This window comes from Acinetobacter sp. ANC 3832, assembly GCF_002135415.1.
In the GTDB taxonomy this organism is placed as follows: domain Bacteria; phylum Pseudomonadota; class Gammaproteobacteria; order Pseudomonadales; family Moraxellaceae; genus Acinetobacter.
Map to the genome: position 1 here is coordinate 259,195 of NZ_NEGJ01000003.1, position 19,349 is coordinate 278,543.

General features: G+C 37.0%; 22 protein-coding genes, 1 tRNA gene and 3 pseudogenes. 8 read left to right on the forward strand and 18 right to left on the reverse strand.

What is annotated here, in order from left to right; genetic code table 11:
* The first annotated feature begins 103 nt into the window (after positions 1-103).
* The gene (locus B9T35_RS05590) at positions 104-877 is read left to right on the forward strand and encodes a sulfite exporter TauE/SafE family protein (protein WP_086190133.1); all 774 of its coding nucleotides are present in this window, start codon (positions 104-106) and stop codon (positions 875-877) included.
* Between the two features lie 50 nt (positions 878-927).
* On the opposite strand, the gene B9T35_RS05595 is transcribed toward B9T35_RS05590, so the two are convergent.
* From B9T35_RS05595 to B9T35_RS05610, 5 genes and pseudogenes are all read right to left on the reverse strand, one after another.
* Positions 928-1,209 carry a hypothetical protein gene (locus B9T35_RS05595; protein ID WP_086190134.1) on the reverse strand — a complete coding sequence of 94 codons (282 nt, stop codon included), beginning with the start codon at positions 1,207-1,209 and terminating at the stop codon, positions 928-930.
* Between the two features lie 205 nt (positions 1,210-1,414).
* Positions 1,415-1,894, reverse strand: a pseudogene (locus B9T35_RS05600) (SMI1/KNR4 family protein); the annotation flags it as partial.
* A 12-nt stretch (positions 1,895-1,906) separates the two neighbouring features.
* Complete coding sequence (locus B9T35_RS18615) at positions 1,907-2,047, reverse strand: hypothetical protein (protein ID WP_228147079.1); 141 nt, start codon at positions 2,045-2,047, stop codon at positions 1,907-1,909.
* Between the two features lie 108 nt (positions 2,048-2,155).
* Positions 2,156-3,250: a fatty acid desaturase family protein gene (locus tag B9T35_RS05605; protein WP_086190135.1), complete on the reverse strand. Its 1,095-nt coding sequence runs from the start codon at positions 3,248-3,250 to the stop codon at positions 2,156-2,158.
* 12 nt (positions 3,251-3,262) lie between these two features.
* Positions 3,263-4,330 (reverse strand): ferredoxin reductase, encoded by a 1,068-nt coding sequence (locus tag B9T35_RS05610; protein WP_086190136.1) that lies wholly within the window; start codon positions 4,328-4,330, stop codon positions 3,263-3,265.
* A gap of 216 nt (positions 4,331-4,546) precedes the next feature.
* Between B9T35_RS05610 and fabR the strand changes: the two genes are divergently transcribed.
* A complete protein-coding gene (fabR, locus tag B9T35_RS05615; protein ID WP_322853541.1) occupies positions 4,547-5,167 on the forward strand; it encodes an HTH-type transcriptional repressor FabR in 621 nt (206 codons plus the stop codon).
* Positions 5,168-5,183: 16 nt separating this feature from the next.
* Here the strand turns inward: fabR and B9T35_RS05620 are convergent, their stop codons facing one another.
* Positions 5,184-5,447 carry a response regulator transcription factor gene (locus tag B9T35_RS05620; RefSeq protein WP_171264223.1) on the reverse strand — a complete coding sequence of 88 codons (264 nt, stop codon included), beginning with the start codon at positions 5,445-5,447 and terminating at the stop codon, positions 5,184-5,186.
* A gap of 208 nt (positions 5,448-5,655) precedes the next feature.
* On the opposite strand from B9T35_RS05620, the pseudogene B9T35_RS05625 reads away from it, so the two are divergent.
* From B9T35_RS05625 to B9T35_RS05635, 3 genes and pseudogenes are all read left to right on the forward strand, one after another.
* Positions 5,656-6,819, forward strand: a pseudogene (locus tag B9T35_RS05625) (IS3 family transposase).
* A gap of 125 nt (positions 6,820-6,944) precedes the next feature.
* A complete protein-coding gene (locus tag B9T35_RS05630; protein WP_171264224.1) occupies positions 6,945-7,319 on the forward strand; it encodes a transposase family protein in 375 nt (124 codons plus the stop codon).
* Between the two features lie 11 nt (positions 7,320-7,330).
* A pseudogene (locus B9T35_RS05635) lies at positions 7,331-7,720 on the forward strand (transposase); the annotation flags it as partial.
* A 157-nt stretch (positions 7,721-7,877) separates the two neighbouring features.
* On the opposite strand, the gene lptB reads toward B9T35_RS05635, so the two are convergent.
* Genes lptB through B9T35_RS05660 form a run of 5 tightly spaced genes read right to left on the reverse strand, consistent with a single transcriptional unit; the run spans position 7,878 to position 11,289 of the window.
* Positions 7,878-8,627 (reverse strand): LPS export ABC transporter ATP-binding protein, encoded by a 750-nt coding sequence (gene lptB / locus B9T35_RS05640; RefSeq protein WP_086190139.1) that lies wholly within the window; start codon positions 8,625-8,627, stop codon positions 7,878-7,880.
* On the reverse strand, positions 8,627-9,154 hold the full coding sequence (gene lptA / locus B9T35_RS05645) for a lipopolysaccharide transport periplasmic protein LptA (protein ID WP_416202418.1): 528 nt from the start codon (positions 9,152-9,154) through the stop codon (positions 8,627-8,629). Before lptA ends, lptB begins: the two co-directional genes overlap by 1 nt.
* 25 nt (positions 9,155-9,179) lie before the next feature.
* Entirely contained in the window at positions 9,180-9,725 is a 546-nt protein-coding gene (gene lptC, locus B9T35_RS05650; RefSeq protein ID WP_086190141.1) for an LPS export ABC transporter periplasmic protein LptC, read from the reverse strand.
* Between the two features lie 43 nt (positions 9,726-9,768).
* Positions 9,769-10,308, reverse strand: coding sequence for a KdsC family phosphatase (locus B9T35_RS05655; protein ID WP_086190142.1), 540 nt, complete (start codon positions 10,306-10,308; stop codon positions 9,769-9,771).
* 3 nt (positions 10,309-10,311) lie between these two features.
* On the reverse strand, positions 10,312-11,289 hold the full coding sequence (locus B9T35_RS05660) for a KpsF/GutQ family sugar-phosphate isomerase (RefSeq protein ID WP_086190143.1): 978 nt from the start codon (positions 11,287-11,289) through the stop codon (positions 10,312-10,314).
* A gap of 213 nt (positions 11,290-11,502) precedes the next feature.
* Between B9T35_RS05660 and cysS the strand changes: the two genes are divergently transcribed.
* From cysS to B9T35_RS05675, 3 genes are all read left to right on the forward strand, one after another.
* A complete protein-coding gene (cysS, locus tag B9T35_RS05665; RefSeq protein ID WP_086190144.1) occupies positions 11,503-12,924 on the forward strand; it encodes a cysteine--tRNA ligase in 1,422 nt (473 codons plus the stop codon).
* 64 nt (positions 12,925-12,988) lie between these two features.
* A tRNA-Gly gene (locus B9T35_RS05670) sits at positions 12,989-13,064 on the forward strand.
* Positions 13,065-13,589: 525 nt separating this feature from the next.
* On the forward strand, positions 13,590-14,501 hold the full coding sequence (locus B9T35_RS05675; protein WP_086190145.1) for a LysR family transcriptional regulator: 912 nt from the start codon (positions 13,590-13,592) through the stop codon (positions 14,499-14,501).
* Between the two features lie 65 nt (positions 14,502-14,566).
* Here the strand turns inward: B9T35_RS05675 and madM are convergent, their stop codons facing one another.
* Genes madM through B9T35_RS05710 form a run of 7 tightly spaced genes read right to left on the reverse strand, consistent with a single transcriptional unit; the run spans position 14,567 to position 19,348 of the window.
* The gene (gene madM / locus B9T35_RS05680; RefSeq protein WP_086190146.1) at positions 14,567-15,328 is read right to left on the reverse strand and encodes a malonate transporter subunit MadM; all 762 of its coding nucleotides are present in this window, start codon (positions 15,326-15,328) and stop codon (positions 14,567-14,569) included.
* A 46-nt stretch (positions 15,329-15,374) separates the two neighbouring features.
* A complete protein-coding gene (madL, locus tag B9T35_RS05685; RefSeq protein ID WP_086190147.1) occupies positions 15,375-15,782 on the reverse strand; it encodes a malonate transporter subunit MadL in 408 nt (135 codons plus the stop codon).
* A 45-nt stretch (positions 15,783-15,827) separates the two neighbouring features.
* Complete coding sequence (gene mdcH, locus B9T35_RS05690; protein ID WP_086190148.1) at positions 15,828-16,766, reverse strand: malonate decarboxylase subunit epsilon; 939 nt, start codon at positions 16,764-16,766, stop codon at positions 15,828-15,830.
* 12 nt (positions 16,767-16,778) lie between these two features.
* Positions 16,779-17,381, reverse strand: coding sequence for a malonate decarboxylase holo-ACP synthase (locus B9T35_RS05695; protein WP_086190323.1), 603 nt, complete (start codon positions 17,379-17,381; stop codon positions 16,779-16,781).
* Positions 17,381-18,208 carry a biotin-independent malonate decarboxylase subunit gamma gene (mdcE, locus tag B9T35_RS05700; RefSeq protein ID WP_086190149.1) on the reverse strand — a complete coding sequence of 276 codons (828 nt, stop codon included), beginning with the start codon at positions 18,206-18,208 and terminating at the stop codon, positions 17,381-17,383. Before mdcE ends, B9T35_RS05695 begins: the two co-directional genes overlap by 1 nt.
* Positions 18,205-19,056 carry a biotin-independent malonate decarboxylase subunit beta gene (locus B9T35_RS05705; RefSeq protein ID WP_086190150.1) on the reverse strand — a complete coding sequence of 284 codons (852 nt, stop codon included), beginning with the start codon at positions 19,054-19,056 and terminating at the stop codon, positions 18,205-18,207. Before B9T35_RS05705 ends, mdcE begins: the two co-directional genes overlap by 4 nt.
* On the reverse strand, positions 19,049-19,348 hold the full coding sequence (locus B9T35_RS05710) for a malonate decarboxylase subunit delta (RefSeq protein WP_086190151.1): 300 nt from the start codon (positions 19,346-19,348) through the stop codon (positions 19,049-19,051). The genes B9T35_RS05705 and B9T35_RS05710 overlap by 8 nt, the downstream gene beginning before the upstream one ends.
* Position 19,349 lies beyond the last annotated feature (1 nt).

Below are 19,349 nucleotides of genomic sequence, written 5' to 3' on the forward strand. Positions count from 1 at the left end.
AAATTTGAGAATAAAAGCCAAGATATCTCTTGGCTTTTTTACATTATCATCTGGTGATTATTCATGATAATGTTATAAAAACACAAATTACAGAACGATAAGAATGCTCTTTGAATCTATCAATTTTTCACTGCTTTTCTTTGCCTTTTGTGGTGGACTAATTGATGCAACTGTAGGCGGTGGTGGTTTAATTTTAGTGCCTGCACTCATGTACGCGTATCCTTCTCAAAATTTAGCCACCATTTTTGGAACCAATAAAATTACAGCATTAGCAGGTGCTTCCTCTTCGGCTTTTGCTTATTTAAGTCGTGTAAAAATTTCATGGAATTTACTTCTTCCTACAATGCTTTCCGCCTTTATCTTTGCATATTTTGGTGCTTTATCCGTTGCCTTTATTCCCAAACAGTTGATGCAATATTGTGTATTTTTCTTGCTCATTTTTATGGCAATTTATACGTTTATCAAAAAAGATTTAGGTCAAATTCATACCCAAATTCAATTTGGTCAAAAGGAAATCATACAAGGTATTTTATTTGGGGGACTCATTGGCTTCTATGATGGTGTCTTTGGTCCAGGCTCAGGCAGCTTTCTGCTGTTTCTATTCATTAAAGTTTTTGCATTTGACTTTATTCATGCAGTTGCTTCTGCAAAATTAGTGAATATTGCAACATTTACAGCCGCTCTATTATTTTTTATTCCTGCAGGTCATGTTCTGTGGTCAACTGCTTTTTATATGATTATCAGTAGTATGATTGGTGCATTTATAGGAACAAAATTAGCTTTTAAATTTGGAAGCAGTTTCATCAGAATATTCTTTTTAATTTTACTGGTCTTTTTAATTGGCCGAATGGGTTTCGATTTGTTTTGGAATTTTTAAAAGCAAGTTTTATCGTAAAACTTGCTTTTAAAATACTTATAACAGTTTACTTATTTGATAGGTAAAGTATCAAAGAAACCTTTTAAAACTGCTTCGCCATCATTTGGTTTATATACCAAAGACCATTTTTGTGCCTTTTGAGCATTTGGTACAATAGGTGTTACATTCATTTCGAAACAATAGTTAGTTCCTGATACGACTTGTGTATAGTATGCAGTAAGTTCGTATTCACATCCTATTAATTTTGAAAAAACACTCTTGAATACGTCCCAAGCTGGATCACCAAGTAATGGTACTTTTCTTTCACTCCAAGCACCGAATTTTAAGTCCATTTCTTACCCCTAATATAATTAATAATGAAATTCTATTAATACATTTTATTATTTTCTCTTATACCCCCAAAATCAGGTATTTTCATGCTTTAAATCAGATTAAATAAAAATTTGATATATAATACTTTTTAATGAATTTCAGTGAAAAAATCACTTAAATAGTCTAGCTTTTTAAAATTCAAGAATAACGAGTATATAACTCAACTCAGTCAAAATAAAAACGTTTCCATCTCACACTACCTGACCAATTAATCAGATCAATCGATTCATCACACTCTAAAAACGCATTGCCGCCTTCGAGCGCTTCCTCATTCAACCGATATAAACCATGTTCTAAATCAGATAGAAAATTTTTAATCAACTGTGCCATGGAATCAGCCACTAAAATGCCGACTTCATATTCCATATCGATAAAAATAATCTGACCTACTTTCCCTAGTGTTGTTGGCGCCAAATCTAAATACAGGCCTGTTCGACCATCATTATGAGCAAATATAATCCAATCAGAATTCTGAATATTTGTAGAATCAATTCGTGGATCTGCATGTTTTAAGGTAAATAATTCATCTTCTAAATTTTCAAACTCGGAACACTTACTCTTAATTTCTTCTAAAGATAAAAATGCCATACCATAAAATAGATTCCCTAAGTTTTCATCTTCATTCATACCATTATGCCAAAGATATAAAGTCTTAAATTATTGTGGAATATTCTTTTGAATCGTCATATCAAATTGTTGCAGTTGTTGTTCAGAAGCAGCCTGCTGTAATGAAAACTCTGTAATTTTTGCTGCATTTATTTGTAACCAGTGCTCTATTTTTTCTAATTGATATTGCATTTTATTGTTCTCAATTGAGTTTATACTTTTCTAAATATAGAGATATTCGTCATAAATTTAAATAAAAAAGCCACCCGAAAGTAGCTTTTTCACAAATCATTTCAATCGTTATTTTTTAAATGGAAATGCGTATTTCACGATACGACCCAATACTTGTCCATACTGTTTAAACAGGCTTGCGTTGTTATAGTTGATTCCATACTTTTCACATACAGCTTGAACTTTAGGTGCCATTTTACGATAACGACGCGCAGGAACTTCAGGGAATAAATGATGTTCAATTTGATGACTTAAATGACCAGTTAGAATATGGAAAGCTTCTGAACCCGTTAAGTTTGAAGAACCACGAATTTGGCGCATATACCAGTGTCCACGGCTTTCATTTTGTAAAACAGATTTTGGAAAGACTTCTACATCTTTTGTAAAATGACCACAAAAAATAATGCTGAATGTCCAAATATTACGGAGACCATTAGCAACTAAGTTTCCCGTAAAAACAGGAAGTGCCGCAGGTCCTGCAATGAGAGGGAAAAATAGATAATCCTTCAAAAATTGTTTGCCAATTTTTTTCTGGGTTGGCTTCCACTCTTCCTTAAATTCAGCAAAAGTTTTACGCTTATATAATAATTTACCAATTTCTAAATTTTGAATTGCCACTCCCCATTGGAACAATAAGCAAAAAGGAATGGCATATAAAGGTTGTAATAAAAACCCAGGTTTCCAACGTTGTTCTGGGAATAGTCTTAATAAACCATAACCAATATCATCATCCATTCCTTTGATATTGGTATAAGTATGGTGCTTATAATTATGTGTTTGACGCCAGTTATCCGATGTACCAACAATATCCCACTCATAATTTGGACCATCAAACCTTGGATCATTCATCCAATCATACTGACCATGCATGACATTATGACCAAGCTCCATATTTTCCATGATTTTAGAAAAACCAAGCAAGCCTGTTCCTAATAACCATGCAGGTGGAAACCATCCTGCAAATAGACAAGCACGCCCTAAAATGCTGCTATAACGAATCGCTGCATAAACTTTCTTAATATATTTGGCATCTTTCTCACCAATATCATCTAGAACTTCTTGCTTAATCGCATCTAACTCACGTGCTAAAGCATCTAATTCTGACTGGGTTAATTCACGATTTTTTGGATTTTTAAAATATTGGAGTTTAACTGGCATATTCATTATAGAGCTCGCTTAAATATCAAGGACTAAATCTGTTTGGGCTGAACTGACACATATACGTAATAAATTGCCAGGTTCTTTATTTTCAGCGCCATTGACTAAATTTTTAGTCGCACCTTGTGCTTTATTACATGCGCATTTATTACAAATCCCCATACGACAACCATGCTTAGGTTTAATATTTTGCTGCTCTAAAGCAACAAGAATCGATTGACCTTTCGGAATCGCAAGCGTTTTATTGGATTGAGTTAATGTAATATTTACAAAACCAATGTCATTAGAAATGACTGGGGTTAAGCTAAATGCTTCACTTTTAAAATTTTGTACATTTTCAAATAAAGCTTCAGCAGTCGATACAAAACCCGATGGACCACATGCATAAACCATACTTTGTGCAAGATCATTCAGTTGTACTAAATGCTCATCATTTAAACGTGCATCTGGATGACTTTCCTGTGTATAAAATATTTGAACTTTAAAATTTGAATTTTTAACTGCGAGTTGCTCGAAGTATTCTTTAAAGGCTTCATCACCTTGTTTTTTAACCCAATATAGCAATGTTACAGATTGCTGAGAGTTAATCTGTGGCTGATTCATGGCTTGAATGAGGCTATACATCGGTGTAATACCGCTTCCAGCAGCCAATAGCACCATTGCAGATGACGTTTTAGCTAAAGTCATATCACCATAAGGTTGACCAAATTCAATCTTGTCGCCAACTTTAGACTGTTCAACAAGCCATGAACTCACGACCCCTTGAACAACTTTTTTGACAGTCAATAAAACATGTCGTGTATCCAGTTGCGTTAAGCTATAAGTACGCTCATAACGGCGTCCTTGGCATTCAACAATTACGGGATGATGTTGCCCTGCCTGTCCCATTTTAAAATGTCGATTACATTGAATCGTAAGACTTACAGTATCCGCAGCGGTACTTTCCTTTTGTACAATTTTCCCCAATGACTGGTGTACAGACCAAAGAGGATTGACTTTTTGAAGCCAGAAATCTGCTGCATTTTTATCAAAAACACTGTCTACAAATGTATTGATTGGAGAGTTTCTCTTTTCTAAAGCATGCATAAAGAAATGACCACACAAGTGAATTTTGAATTATTATACATATGTATATATATTTGTATATACACTTGTATTGTATCTATTCATTTCACAACTGTAATCACAACCGCTATAATGCTTAAATACACTTAATCTATTGAATATATGAATCATATGCCTACTCACGCTCAAATTGATGCCACTGCACTTGAAAATGACTTCGCTCAAGAGCAAGCACCTATGCGCACAGTAGGAAGAAAAGCAACCATTACCAAAGATGAGCTTTTCCAAGCAGCGCTTAATCTAATTGGCCCACAAAAGAGTATTTCATCATTAAGTTTAAGAGAAGTTGCAAGAGAAGCAGGCATTGCACCAAATAGTTTTTATAGACATTTTAAAGATATTGATGAGTTAGCCATTGAGCTCATTGACCGTTCCGGCATTGTATTGCGTCAAATTTTACATAAAGCCCGTTTAAAAGCATCGAAACAAAACAGCATCATTCGTACCTCCGTAGAAGTCTTTATTGAACAATTGGATGCTGATGAAGGTAACTTAAGTTTATTATTACGTGAAGGTTATACAGGCTCAATTTCTTATAAGGATGCTGTAGAGAGCCAACTAAATTATTTCCAACAAGAATTACAAGAAGATTTAATTCGCTTAGAACGTTTAAATCACAGTAAATTAGTCCATCCAGAACTTGTTGCAAAAGCGATTACCCAATTGGTTTTTAATATGGGTGCAAAGGTTATAGATTTACCGATGATTGAACGCAAAGAGGTTGCTGAACAAACCATGATTATGATTCGTATGCTTTTAGAAGGTGCACGAGCGATGGATGATGTGCTTATTCATTAAGATAAAGATTAACTGATTATACCGAACTCTTTGTTGCATTAATGGCTTTTGTTTTTGAATTTACAGATAACTTTTGATAAATCTTCTTGATGTGGACATCTACTGTAAACTTAGAAATATGCAATAACTCTGCAATTTGACGGCTACTATTACCTTTAGAAACCAATACTAACGTTTCTATTTCTCGTGCTGAAAGTTTAATTCCACACTCTTCATTTTGAATAATAGATTCACTTGTTTTTTCAGCTTCGTGACTTGTTTCAAGAGATGACTTTTTCAAAATTTCTAATGCAATTACAGGATCAATTTGCTTCCCCTCTCAAAATTCTTCTTAATGAATCACAGAAATCTTTTAAACAGCTTGCAAAATAACCATTAGAATCCAAACTCATATCAATATCAACAAATCAACTTTTAAAACTATATATAAAGAAGTTAATACTCTCCGCAAATAATTGAGTTTAAAAGTAGAAAATCTAATACCTTTTATGAGCAGTAGTAAAAGATATCCTGAAGAATTTAAAATTGAAGCAGTAAAGCAAGTTACTGAAAAAGGTCATAGCGTGGCTGAAGTTGCTACACGTTTAGGTACAACTACGCATAATCTGTATGCCTGGATTAAACGCTATGATCCTAAACAGCCTAAAATCACAGAATCTGATGATCCACTTGCAGAATTGGCAAAGTTAAAAAAAGAACTACAACGAGTCACTGAAGAAAGGGACATATTAAAAAAGGCCGCGGTGTATTTCGCAAGCCAGTCCAAATGAGGTACGCCTTTATTCAGGACAATCAGCACATATGGCCTGTCCGTCGATTATGTTCAACTCTAGATGTTCATCACAGTGGTTATTACGCTTGGCTAAAGTAACCTACTAGTAAAACTGCAAAGAAACGGCAACAGCTTTCAGGATTGATTAAACAGTTCTGGCTAGAATCTGGTGGAGTCTACGGCTATCGCAAGATTCACTGTGATTTGAAAGATATAGGTGAAAGTTGCGGGATCAACCGAGTATATCGGCTTATGAAAACTAATGGTCTTAAGTCACAGTGTGGCTATCGCAAACCTAGAGCTCATACCGGTACTCCATCGATTGTTGCTGCAAATACTTTAAATCGCGAGTTCAACCCAATTCATCCCAACCAACTGTGGGTGACTGATATTACTTATATTCGTACTCACGAGGGATGGTTGTATCTTGCAGTTGTAATTGACTTGTTTTCACGTCTTGTTATTGGCTGGTCCATGAAATCTAGAATCACAACAGATCTAGTTTTAGATGCGTTATTGATGGCTTTATGGCGAAGAAAACCAAAGAACAAGGTGTTGATTCATTCTGACCAAGGTAGCCAATACACTAGCTATGAATGGCAGACATTTCTCAAGCACTATAATCTTGAAAGTAGTATGAGTCGCCACTTGCGCAGTACACTGCTCATGCCATGATAATGCTGTTGCTGAGAGCTTCTTTCAGCTGTTAAAGCGAGAGAGGATCAAGAAGAAAATCTATATAACTAGAACTGAAGCAAGGTCAGATATCTTTGAATATATTGAGATGTTCTACAATTCAAAACGCAGACATGGTTCCAATGGTCAGCATTCTCCATTAGATTATGAAAAGGCCCATCAAAAGAGGGTTATGTGTGTCTAGAATTTTGGCGGCTATTCACTCAAATAATATTTCTATAGTAGATAACTTGCATAGCTCACAAAACGTACGGTTATTTGTTGTATTTTTGAACTCTAACTTTTCAATATTTCATGCATAATTTATGCATGAAATATATCGATATACATAAGCTGACAGATGCTCAGTTTAAAAGACTCACAGGCATCTCTTGGTCTACCTATAAATTGATGGTTGAAATTCTAAATGCTCATTCTGCATCAACAGGTCGACCTCCTACACTGACTAAAGAAGACCAGTTATTGCTTTGTCTCAGTTATTGGCGTGAGTATCGAACTTTATTCCATGTTGGAACGACCTATGGTGTTTCAGAATCAACAGCCTCAAGAATTGTTTTTGATACCGAAGATCACTTAATCAAATCTAAACAATTCAATTTACCGAAAAAAAACACCGAATGGCGGTGCTTTAGATTGGGATGTTGTGATCGTAGATGCAGCGGAGATAGCCGTACAACGCCCTAAAAAAACAGAAAAAAAGCTATAGTGGTAAGAAAAAGACCCATACGTTTAAAGTACAAGCCATTATTCATTATAAAACACAACAAATTCTCAGTTTATGTATGAGTAAAGGAGCAGTTCATGATTTTGAATTGTTCAAAAGAAATTTACATTTAATCCCTAAAGATTCCTTTGTATTCGCAGATAAAGGCTATCAAGGGATCTATGATATTTATGAAAGAAGTTTAATTCCGATTAAAGCAAAACGAGGCTGTAAGTTAGATCCAGAATTAAAAAAATACAATCGAGAAATCAATAAAAGAAGAATAGGTGTGGAGCATGTATTTGATGTATTGAAGACCTTTAGAATACTTTCAGAGCGTTATAGAAATAGAGGTAAAAGACTGGGTTTAAGATTAGAATAAAAGTTGATGGTTCTTGATTGACTCGTCCAATGTCGTATTAACTTTATTTAAAAGGTAGTGCTCAAATCTGACGTGCTACCAAAATTAAATTAACTTAATAAAAAAGACCTTTTAATTATAATAATCAAAAGGTCTATATTTTTAAAGCATAACTATATTAAACCGTAAAATCATCACCTAAATACACTTCACGCACTGTTTCATCTGCTAAAACTTCTTCAGGAGTGCCTTCAGCAATAACAGCACCTTCACTCACAATATAGGCATGCTCACAAATCGCCAGTGTTTCACGCACATTATGATCTGTAATAAGGACACCAATACCACGGTCTTTTAGCTGACGAATAATATCTTTAATGTCGCCAACCGAGATCGGATCTACACCTGCAAAAGGCTCATCAAGTAACATAAACTTAGGATCAGCAGCCAAAGCACGCGCGATTTCAGCACGACGACGTTCACCACCTGAAACACTCATACCCAAGGAATCTTTAATATGGGAAATTTTAAAATCTTCCAAGAGCTCTTTTAAGCGCTGTTTGCGTTGTTCTTTATTTAAATCCTTACGTGTTTCAAGAATTGCCATAATATTTTCAGCAATTGTTAATTTTCTAAAAATTGATGCTTCTTGTGGTAAATATCCAATGCCTTTGCGTGCTCGTTCATGCATGGCTAAATCAGAAATATCTAAAGCATCTAAATGGATTTCACCTTTATCCATTCGAACCAAACCAACCACCATGTAGAAACTTGTGGTTTTACCTGCCCCATTGGGTCCAAGCAAACCTACAATTTGACCACTTTTCATGGTAAATGACACATCTTTAACGACCCAACGTTTATTATAGTTTTTGGCTAAATGTCGAATACATAAAACTTGTTGTGATTGATCTGGTGTATGTTGCATTAATCACGCGCTCCTGGGAACGTTTTCGTACTTGATGGTGGAATAATAATCTGTACACGACCTTTTGATGAACCCGTCGCATTCGAACTACCAGAGGCTTCAATATCCCCTTTATTCATACTATATTTCAATGTATTACTACGAATACTTGCACCATTTTGATATAGATATGCGTTACCAATCAGATTAAGAATGCCCGTTTCTGCGTTGTACACAATTTTTTGAGCCTCACCACGAGACATCCCTTTTTGGGTGTCCACTTGTTGTTGAAATTTTGCAGGTGAGCCTGTTGCCGTAATCGTACTAATTTGCTTATTTGAATTTAATTGAGCAACAATGGAAGCCGCTTGTAACTTCATTGTTCCCTGTTCAATTACAACATTACCCGTATATGTTGTAACGCCTGTTTTATCATTAAATGTCGCATGATCTGCAAGCAATGAAATCGCCTGATTACGATCTGAAGGCAAAGCAAAAGTTGTTGCTGAAGCACATAATAGGCCTGCAACAATCAATGCTTTTTTCATAGAATAAAATCTTAGGGAGAATTGTTTATTTTGGTGCATACTTTCCTCGAATATTAAAGAATTCGTATTGACCTTCATTTAAATTAGCTTTTAAACCTTGGCTGGTAAATTGACCATTGGGTGCATTCACTAGAACTTGATGAGAGGTTTCTAACAATCGTGTTTTAGGATAACCCGTCAATTCATCTGTATTAAAAATTAGGTTACCTTGCTCACCAAATTGAGTCGCTTGAACCTGACCCTTTAAAATAACTTTTTCATTGTCATTAAAACCATGTGCTTCTTTCGCAAAAAAAGTAGAACTCACCTGATCATTGCTATACATCGAAGCATGGAAATTAACAAGCTTAGAACTCTTTTGTTGTAAATCTTGTTCTAAGTGATCAACTTGGGCACGAACATATAAATGCCCATGCTCATTGGTTTGAAGTAAATGAATACCTTCAGCAGAATACGTCATGTTATGTGCAGAATCTGCATCTAACTTTTTGCCTTTCCCGCTGTAATAGTAATATCCACCGCTTATCGCTGCAATCACAACTGCGGTAACATATAAAGCTTTAGTATCCATAAATGATCATCAACAAACTCTATGCAAGTGCAAAATTATAAAATTAATGAGGGATAGCCGTATATTTTTCAAGGAGTTCATTATAAACACCTTTAGACATAAGCAACATATCACACACTTCACGTACAGCTCCACGTCCACCCGTCGCTTGTGTCACAAGATCTGCACGACGACGAACCTCGACGTGTCCATTCGGCACAGTCACTTTCATGCCTGCAATGGCAAATGCTGAAAGATCAGGCCAATCATCACCCATGTATAAACAATCTTGTGGATCAAGATTAAACTGCGCACAGGCTTCTTTTAATGCAACACCCTTATCTTCACGACCTTGAAAAACCAAATCCACACCTAAATCAGACATGCGTTTTTCAACAATATTACTTTTTCGCCCCGTGATGATAATTACTTTGACACCCGCCTGTTGCACAAGCTTCATGCCTAAACCATCACGAATATCAAATGACTTTATCTCATCACCACTATTGGTTAAGGTGACAAAACCATCACTTAAAATACCATCTACATCTAAAACCAATGCTTCAATATGACGCGCTTGTTCCAGTAAAACATAAGAAGCCATTGATTAATTTACCCCAGCTTGAATTAGGTCATGCATACTAATTACACCAATGACTTTATTGGCATCATCAACCACAATAAATTGGTTAATTTTCTTTTCATTCATTTTCTCTAAAGCTTCTACAGCTCGTGCTTCTTTAGAAATCGTCGATGGATTTTTTACCATTACTTCAGACACTGGTAAATTCACATCAAAACCTTGTTGTTTATCAATTAAACGACGCAGATCTCCATCTGTAAAAATACCCAATAGATGATCATTTTCATCCACAATTGTGGTTAAACCAAGGCGTTTATTGGATATTTCGTAAAGTACTTTGTTCATTGGTGTATCTAAAGCGACTTTTGGTAGTGCATCACCTGTATGCATTAAGTGTTTTACATGTAAAAGTAAACGCTTACCCAATGCACCTGCAGGATGTGACATCGCAAAATCATCAGCAGTAAATCCACGTGCATCTAAAAGTGCAACAGCAAGCGCATCGCCTAAAACCAAAGTTGCTGTGGTACTTGAAGTTGGCGCTAAACCTAAAGGACAAGCCTCTTGAATATCGCCCAGTGTTAAAGCCACATCTGCATTTTGTGGCATTGGACCTTTGTCATCACCACTAATAGTAATTAAAGGTACTTGCAGATGTTTAATCAATGGGATCAGCATCATAATTTCATCACTCTTACCTGAGTTTGAAATTGCAATGAGTACATCACCACGAACCAACATCCCTAAATCGCCATGTCCTGCTTCTCCAGGATGCATGAAAAATGATGGCGTGCCTGTTGAGGCAAATGTGGCTGCCATTTTGCGACCGATATGACCTGATTTACCCATTCCAGTAATGACTAAACGGCCTTTACACTGCAAAATAATTTCACAAGCTTGGGTAAAACGCTGATCAATTTGGGTCGCAAGTACTTCTATTGCATGTTGTTCAATAGATAATGTTTCAAGTGCGACTTTTTGAAAATCAATCTGATTTGGCATATTGGGTGGATTCAAGATGGACTGACCTTAACTCTAAAAGAGTTTTTGATTTCAAGCTAAATATTTTTGACTATTTTAGCATATCAATACAATTAGCACGTTTCTAAATGTATATGTTTTCACTTAGTTATTAAAAATAACGCATAAAACTTTATGAAAAAAGTCGCTTAGGTTAAGATGAAGCACCATTTAATTGACCTATTTTGAAGCGCTATGCAACCATTTGTTCTATACAACTCAGAGCAACGTAAAAAAGTTGAATTTGTTCCACGTAAAGAAGGACATATCGACATGTATGTATGTGGTATGACTGTATACGATTACTGTCATATTGGACATGCTCGAGTCATGGTTGCATTTGACTATATTATTCGTTTTTTACGTAGCCAAGGTTGGAGCGTAAAATATGTTCGTAATATCACGGATATTGATGACAAAATCATCACACGAGCGAATGAGAATGGTGAAACTATTACTGCACTCACCGATCGTTTTATTCAAGCCATGAATGAAGATGCTGCAAATTTGGGTTGTGCTGCGCCTGATGAAGCACCCCGTGCAACAGATTATATCGACCAAATGCAAAGCATGATTGGCAATTTAGTCAACAAAGGTACCGCATATCCTTCAAATAATGGCGATGTTTATTTTGAAGTTGAAAAATTTGCAAAATACGGTCGCCTGTCAGGTCGTAAACTTGAAGATATGCAAGCAGGTGCATCTGAACGCGTCGATGTTGCCGTTGAAAAGAAACACCCGTTTGACTTTGTGTTGTGGAAACATGCCAAAGAAAATGAACCTTCATGGGCTTCGCCTTGGGGCAATGGTCGTCCAGGTTGGCATATTGAATGTTCTGCGATGTCGACCTGCTGCTTAGGCAATCATTTTGATATTCATGGTGGCGGTTCAGACTTAATGTTCCCGCACCATGAAAATGAAATTGCGCAAAGTGAAGCGTCCACTGATGAACAATATGTGAATTATTGGATGCATGTTGGTTTTATTAATTCTGATGGCGAAAAAATGTCTAAGTCTTTAGGCAACTTCTTTACCATTCGTGATGTGATGGAAAAATTCCATCCTGAAGTGATTCGCTACTTTATCGTTTCATCTCACTATAGAAGCCCCGTGAACTTTTCAGACTTTGCTTTAAAAGAAGCAAAAAATGCACTTAGCCGTTTTTACCATTCTTTTAAAGCCTACCAACAAGTCTATGGTGAGAAAACTACTGACGCATTGGAAACAACTTTAGTTGAACGCTTTAACACAGCGATGCGTGATGACTTTAATACGTCTGAAGCCATTGCTGTTTTATTTGAAGTAAATAAAGAGTTGAATCGTGCAGTAAAAGAAGAGAATGCTGAACAGGCTGTTGCGTACTATTCTACTTTACGCCACCTCACCCATATTTTAGGTTTGGTTCAGCACAATGTTGAAGATTTCTTAAAATCTGATATTGGTCAAGATGCTTTAGATTTATCTGAAGAGCAAATTGCAGATTTCATTCAGCAACGTGTTGATGCGAAAAAAGCCAAAGAGTTTGCAAAGGCTGATGAAATTCGTCAGTCTTTATTAGATCAAGGCATTGTATTAGAAGATACTCGCCAGGGAACCATTTGGCGTCGTGCTGATTAATTCGCCAGTTAAAAACATAGAGTGTTGACAGTTTAATGAAATTCTCTATAATGCAAACCATAAAGCGGGAATAGCTCAGTTGGTAGAGCATAACCTTGCCAAGGTTGGGGTCGAGAGTTCGAGTCTCTTTTCCCGCTCCAAAATATAAAAAGCCCTTATCATTGATAAGGGCTTTTTTTTGCTCGAGTTTTTATCACACAATGATTAATTAATATCTTACATTTTATTCACAGAGTTCATCCATTTTCTCCAATTATTTTAAGCAAATATCTGCCCACTTTTCTAACGAAAGTGGAGATTTAGTGGTTTGTAAAAGTAGGGTTTTAGGATCATCTATTTTTATTGTTCTCTTTGCGAATGCTTCTCCATCTCTTATTAATTTATTTGCTTTATTATTTGCACTCTCCTTTTTTAGCTTAGGTTTAATTGCATTACTTTCAGGTCCTATTAAAACAAATTAATCCTAACAAAATAATGGATAAGGCTGCGCTCTTTACTTCTCTAAAATTATCTTTAGAGAAGTGTTCCGCTGTACAAACACTTAAAAATCAACTTAAACTATTGAAATTTAATTACTTTATTGCATAAATATTTATAAATTAAAGTTTTCTAAAAATTAGCATGCTATATTCACCATTATTAATTTGATGTTATGGATAACCTCATTGCAAATAGATGAAGAACTGACGCTTAAAAAAATTCAAATTTTTTTGGCCTTTATGCGTTGCGGTAATCTGTCAAAAACTGCAACTGAAATGCAAATCAGTAATGTCAGTGTACATAAAGCTTTGCATTCTCTTGAAAACTCATTACGTTGCCCTTTGTTCAAAAATGAAGGTCGAAATTTAATCCCTTTAAAAAGTGCTTATGTGCTTGAAGATCATTCAAAAAAAATTGTTCAAGATATTGTAGCGACTGTAAATAAAACTCGTGAAGCTGCTGGATTTGCGTCAAAAATATTTCATTTAGGTTCTTTGTATTCGTTAACAGTGAATACTATTCCGAGTGTTATTAGCGGTCTAAAACTCAGACGAGGTGATTTAGATATACAACTTTCCTTAAGTTCAAATATTGATTTGGTCAAAAAATTAAAAGCAACAGAATTAGATGCCATTATTGTTGCACTTAATGAAACCACTCACGATCAAGTGTTTGAGAGCTTACCGATGTTCCAAGACGACATTTTTTTAGCTGTCAATAAAAACTCAAAGTATGCAAAGTTTAATGAAATTAATTTAAGCAAACTAAAAGATGAAACTTTTTTAACACTCGCAAAAGGATTTGCTACACGTAATGACAGTGATATTGTCTTTGATAAAGCTGGAGTTAATCCAAAAGTTTTCTTAGAGGTGAGTGATATTTTTACATTAATTAGTATGGTAAGTTCAGGTGTTGGGTTTGCATTACTACCTGGTCGAATTTCAACAATTTATGAAAACTCAGTAAAATTAGTTCGACTTGAACCTCAATATCAAATTAAGCAAGAAATTGGCTTAGTCTTCTTAAAAAGTAAAGAACGTGATCCTAATTTATTGGCATTTATTGCTGAATGTCGCATGTTTTCAAGAAATATTTAACATTAAATTTGGGCCTTTTATTAGATCTTAACAAATTGCCCAAACACGGTGAAACCTATTCATCCTTAACCAAAAATAGCATTTACAGTAAGAAAAAATACTGACGGGCCTAATAAACATCCTAAGCCAGTATAGAATGTTGCAACCAATGCGCCATAAGGAACTAAACGGACATCTGTTCCTGCTAAACCTGCAGCAGTTCCACTGGTCGTGCCAGCTAAACCACCGAATACCATTGCTGATTGTGGGCTTTTCAAATACATAAACTTCGCCAGTAACGGTGTTCCAACCATAAAGAACACAGACTTAATCAGTCCAATTGCAATCGAGAGTGCAATAACATCAGATGAAGCACCTATCGCTGTACCTGTAATTGGACCAACAATATAAGTCATTGCCCCTGCACCAATGGTAGTCATTGAAACAGGATCTTTATATCCCATTAGCCATGCCGTCATTGCACCAATCCCAAAAGGAACTATACAACCTAGTGTCAATGCAATAAGGCCAACTTTACCGGCCTTTTTGACTTCTTTAACATCTACTTCAAATGCAGTCGATGCAATTGCAAGGTCACGAATCATTGCTCCGCCAAGTAAAGCAAATCCAGAGAAAATAGCAATATCTGAAATACCCTTTGTACCTTGTGTATATACCCCAGCAAAATAAGCGACTACTAAGCCCAATGTAATTGCAATTGCAGAACTTTGAAGCTTACCTCCCGTCAAATACTTTGAAAGTAAATGAGAGACCAACATCATAAGACCAGTAACTGCCAGCGCAGTGACTAGCGCATTTTTAGTTAATACTGCAATTAAAGCATCCATTATTTAATTCCTTTTAATCATTGAATTCGTGTTTTCATAACGAAAATTAAGCTTTATTTTCTTTAACTTCCACTTCAGATGGCCACTCATAGACTTCATAATCACCATTCATTTTATTCAAATAACGAATCACTAAAACGGTACCAATTAATGAAGCAACTGAAACAATCAAACCTAGCATTCCGCCTGATAGTGCTGCGACGACATTCTGTCCAGCAGACATAGCAACAACAATTGGAATGTACATTCCTGACCAATACAACACACCAAATTGAGTACTTTTCGGTAAATATCCTTTTTTTGCCAGTAGCTCTTTTGATAAAATCAGTAAGATCATTGAGATAGCCACGCCACCTACATTGGCTTTAACACCGAGTAACATACCTAGCGTATTACCGAAATAATCTCCCAATAAATGGCAAATAGCTAAGAGCGCTGTTCCATATATAATCATTGTTAATCCCTCATATCCTTGGATAATGACTGTCTTGAAATGTATTTATGCATTGAGTGATCTGGCTTTTTCTTTATGCATAGCAGCGATAAGACTGTCTATACGTGTTCCTTGAAAAGACAGCACCGTTCCTTCTTTAAATGTCTGGCGTGCTAAGCCTGTTAACACTGTCCCTGGTAAATTCTCAATCTGTAATCGAACACCTCGCTCCCAAGCGGATTGAACCGTACTTTCCCAATCAATCATGCGGCACATATTGAAACTGATATCTTCAATAATTTGCTCTTTCTTCATGAGTAACCGAGCGGATGTCCCACTTAAATAACGTATTTTCGGTTGATGTTGCTTGACTCCTTTTATGTGTTCAGCCAATTGTCGAGCTTGAACATCAAGCAATGCACAATGTGATGGCACACTCACGTCTAGACGTTTGGCCATAACGCCATTCGCTTGCGCTTTTTTAGCAACAAGTTTCATTGATTCATTTGATCCTGAGATGACGATCTGACTTGCCGAATTGAGATTGGCAATAAAAATATCTTGATTTTGCTGATAAATTGGCTCAACCCAAGCTTCTAACTCAGATTGATGCGTGCCGATTAAAGCCGTCATGCCATACCCTGATGGATAGGCTTCTTGCATTAAACGACCGCGAATCGCCACAAGTTTGAGTCCATCTTCAAAACTCAGTACTCCTGCTACGGTCGCCGCAGCCCAAGCCCCTATTGATAATCCAGTCACGTAATCGGGTTGAACGCCTTGTTCAGACATTAACGAAGAGCTCACCACGCCTGAAATAAACAAACAAAGTTGTACTGCATAGGTCGATTTCAGCGCCTCTGGTTGATCCAGTAACCCTACATCTTGCCTAAGGATATCCGCTGCCTGTTCGAGATATTGCTGCACCAATACCGTTTGCGGTAAGTCATGCAGCATATTGACCTTTTGCGCGCCCTGTCCTGGATAAACCCAAATTGAACTCATGCTGTCAATCCTTTACTGCCAAGGATTATTCACTAAAACGGCACCATCATTTCGTTTTAGTAAAACCTTGCCTGTCATCCTTGCCCATTCCTTAAGTGCGACTCCACCATTAGGTGTTTGCAGTTGCACATCCAGTTTTAATTGCGTTTTTTCAAGCTGCTGCATAAGTCGCTGAGCCTTATCCTTCTGCAAAAATTCATCTGTTCGTATTAAAAGATCAATATCACTGTTTTTAGTTACCGTTTTAAGATGTGTAGCCAACTCAAATCCAACACTGCCTGTATAACCCCAGATCCAATTTTCCTGATTTAAAATCTTTTGAATCGCCTGTAGTTGCGTCATCAAATGAGGGAAATCTTGTAAATTCACATCTGTTAATGCCTCTGGTTTTAACTGTTTCGTAATTGATGCGATAGGCATGTGCGCCGCATAACGTTCATTTCTTGCCAAACCTCGTATGCCGATGGCAACCTCGGTTGCGTTTGTTAATGCCCGTCGTACAACTACAGGATGTCCTTGTCTGACTGTATTCTTAACCCAGTCAGGTGCATCTTTTGTTAAAAAATCAAGCGTCATGCCCCATAACAAATCATGTGCTTGAAGATACATGTGCATTACCATTGATCACGCAAAAGTTCACGTACTTGCTTTGATGCTTTTCGGTTTTCACCATTTAAGCGATGTTCAAGTCCAGTTGATCCTAGTGTTTGTATATCTTTCACTGCATTTAAAAATACGTCCTGAATCACAGTGATATCTTCGGCAGTCGGCTGTTCGGGATTACTGACATCTAAAATTCCAGATAACAAACCTAATGTGGCATAGCTTTCTATGTCGTAGGCCATTGGGGGAATACTTGCCGCCAGTTTTTCTAATTCATCTACCGTCCGTAATGTCACACGAGCTGCTGATTCTTTGCCCATCGCATGCACCATAACGCCATCATCGTTCAGCGCAAAAATTCGATTTGCCTGATAGCCATGAGCCAAGAATGCGCCTGACATCGACTTACCAACCAATAAACTAATAATAGGATGACCCGCTAAACGTGCTCGAGCATAACTATCGACTGCACCTGCAAGTGCTTGATGAATACCAAACAATTCTTCACGACGACCATAAGCCTGACTAGGTACATCAACAATGCATAAAATTGCGCGTTTTTGATTACTGTTCTGATCTGCTTGAATCACATCATCTACTGCTTTGGCCAGTGCCCAACCTTCTAACAAGCCTACTTCGCCATTTTGAGCACGTGGATAAAGATTATGTGGATGCGGAACAACAGCAATAATACGCACAGATTGTTGTGATACCTGACCATCCGCAACCCAAACGGATTCCGTATATTCGCCTATTTGGTTAAAATCAGTCGTGAGTGCTTTAAACCAATGTTGACCGCGCATTGAAACTTCATTCTCTGCTGGTATATCCATATTCATGCTTGTTCTCCTTGATATAAAGCGCTCACTTGTAGCGGCGTTGCTTGTTCTGTAGTGTTCACCGCTTTTAAATGATTCAAGTAAAAATCATAATTTGAACTGCGATGCAAAGTTGGCACACCTTGGTTTAAATATTGCAAAACTTGCTGTTTAATGTGCTGACGATCATCTTCAACATAGGCATCGACCAAGCCGCTTGCAGCACGTTGCTGTCCTCCGGTAATACTCCAAATAAACGGTCGATCCTTTGAATCATATTCTTGGACACCAGCCTCTTGTTCAATCACTTGCGGACCATTGAGACCTAAACGGCCTTCTTGGGTCATGATTAAATAACTACATAAAGCTGCGGCAATCGACATGCCACCAAAACATCCAACACTGCCAGCAATCACAGCAACCACTGGCTGATATTGTCTCAAATCAACAATTGCTGATTGTATTTCTGCAATAGCTGCCAATCCCAAATTTGCTTCTTGTAAACGAACACCACCTGTTTCAAGCAGTAAAATTGCTGCTGTTGGAATTCCCTGACGGTTATCTTCAGCAGCTAATTCTAGAGCTCCTGCAATTTTTGCACCGCCCACTTCACCGAGACTTCCCCCTTGGAAAAGGCCTTCAATCGAAATAATAACCACTGGTTTGTGCTGAATTGTTCCTTTGGCAATCACCACACCATCATCTGCTTGGGGCACAATATTTTGCTTTGGCAACCAAGGTGACATGATTAGAGCAAATGGATCTAAAAGCTCACGAAAGGTGGTATCATCTAATAATGCTTTGACACGCTCTCTGGCGTTCAACTCAATAAAGCTTTGTTTCTTAAGTAACGCTTGGATATTAGCCACAGTTCACCTCCTCAAATGCTTGCTCTAGACGTAGGCGAACGACGCCCGGCGTTGCACCAAAGTCATGTATATCAATATGAACCGCAGGCGGTGTTTGTTCTGCAAACATACGCTCAAATAATTTTTCCCAGCGTTGTGAGCTGCCATTCACAGAGGTCACCACTTGAATCGACATTTTTCCTGTCTGGCTAGGCTGCATCAAAATTTCTAAATCACCAGAACCGACACAACCAACCAATGCATTTTTTGTGGGGCTGCTTCCAGCCGAAAATTCAAAATTCAGTATTTCCATT

Coding starts and splice junctions, on each gene's coding strand:
- B9T35_RS05590 (WP_086190133.1), top strand. CDS start 104: ATGCTCTTTGAATCTATCAATTTTTCACTGCTTTTCTTTGCCTTTTGT.
- B9T35_RS05595 (WP_086190134.1), bottom strand. CDS start 1,209: ATGGACTTAAAATTCGGTGCTTGGAGTGAAAGAAAAGTACCATTACTT.
- B9T35_RS18615 (WP_228147079.1), bottom strand. CDS start 2,047: ATGCAATATCAATTAGAAAAAATAGAGCACTGGTTACAAATAAATGCA.
- B9T35_RS05605 (WP_086190135.1), bottom strand. CDS start 3,250: ATGAATATGCCAGTTAAACTCCAATATTTTAAAAATCCAAAAAATCGT.
- B9T35_RS05610 (WP_086190136.1), bottom strand. CDS start 4,330: ATGCATGCTTTAGAAAAGAGAAACTCTCCAATCAATACATTTGTAGAC.
- fabR (WP_322853541.1), top strand. CDS start 4,547: ATGCGCACAGTAGGAAGAAAAGCAACCATTACCAAAGATGAGCTTTTC.
- B9T35_RS05630 (WP_171264224.1), top strand. CDS start 6,945: ATGAAATATATCGATATACATAAGCTGACAGATGCTCAGTTTAAAAGA.
- lptB (WP_086190139.1), bottom strand. CDS start 8,627: ATGCAACATACACCAGATCAATCACAACAAGTTTTATGTATTCGACAT.
- lptA (WP_416202418.1), bottom strand. CDS start 9,154: ATGAAAAAAGCATTGATTGTTGCAGGCCTATTATGTGCTTCAGCAACA.
- lptC (WP_086190141.1), bottom strand. CDS start 9,725: ATGGATACTAAAGCTTTATATGTTACCGCAGTTGTGATTGCAGCGATA.
- B9T35_RS05655 (WP_086190142.1), bottom strand. CDS start 10,308: ATGGCTTCTTATGTTTTACTGGAACAAGCGCGTCATATTGAAGCATTG.
- B9T35_RS05660 (WP_086190143.1), bottom strand. CDS start 11,289: ATGCCAAATCAGATTGATTTTCAAAAAGTCGCACTTGAAACATTATCT.
- cysS (WP_086190144.1), top strand. CDS start 11,503: ATGCAACCATTTGTTCTATACAACTCAGAGCAACGTAAAAAAGTTGAA.
- madM (WP_086190146.1), bottom strand. CDS start 15,328: ATGGATGCTTTAATTGCAGTATTAACTAAAAATGCGCTAGTCACTGCG.
- madL (WP_086190147.1), bottom strand. CDS start 15,782: ATGATTATATATGGAACAGCGCTCTTAGCTATTTGCCATTTATTGGGA.
- mdcH (WP_086190148.1), bottom strand. CDS start 16,766: ATGAGTTCAATTTGGGTTTATCCAGGACAGGGCGCGCAAAAGGTCAAT.
- B9T35_RS05695 (WP_086190323.1), bottom strand. CDS start 17,381: ATGCACATGTATCTTCAAGCACATGATTTGTTATGGGGCATGACGCTT.
- mdcE (WP_086190149.1), bottom strand. CDS start 18,208: ATGAATATGGATATACCAGCAGAGAATGAAGTTTCAATGCGCGGTCAA.
- B9T35_RS05710 (WP_086190151.1), bottom strand. CDS start 19,348: ATGGAAATACTGAATTTTGAATTTTCGGCTGGAAGCAGCCCCACAAAA.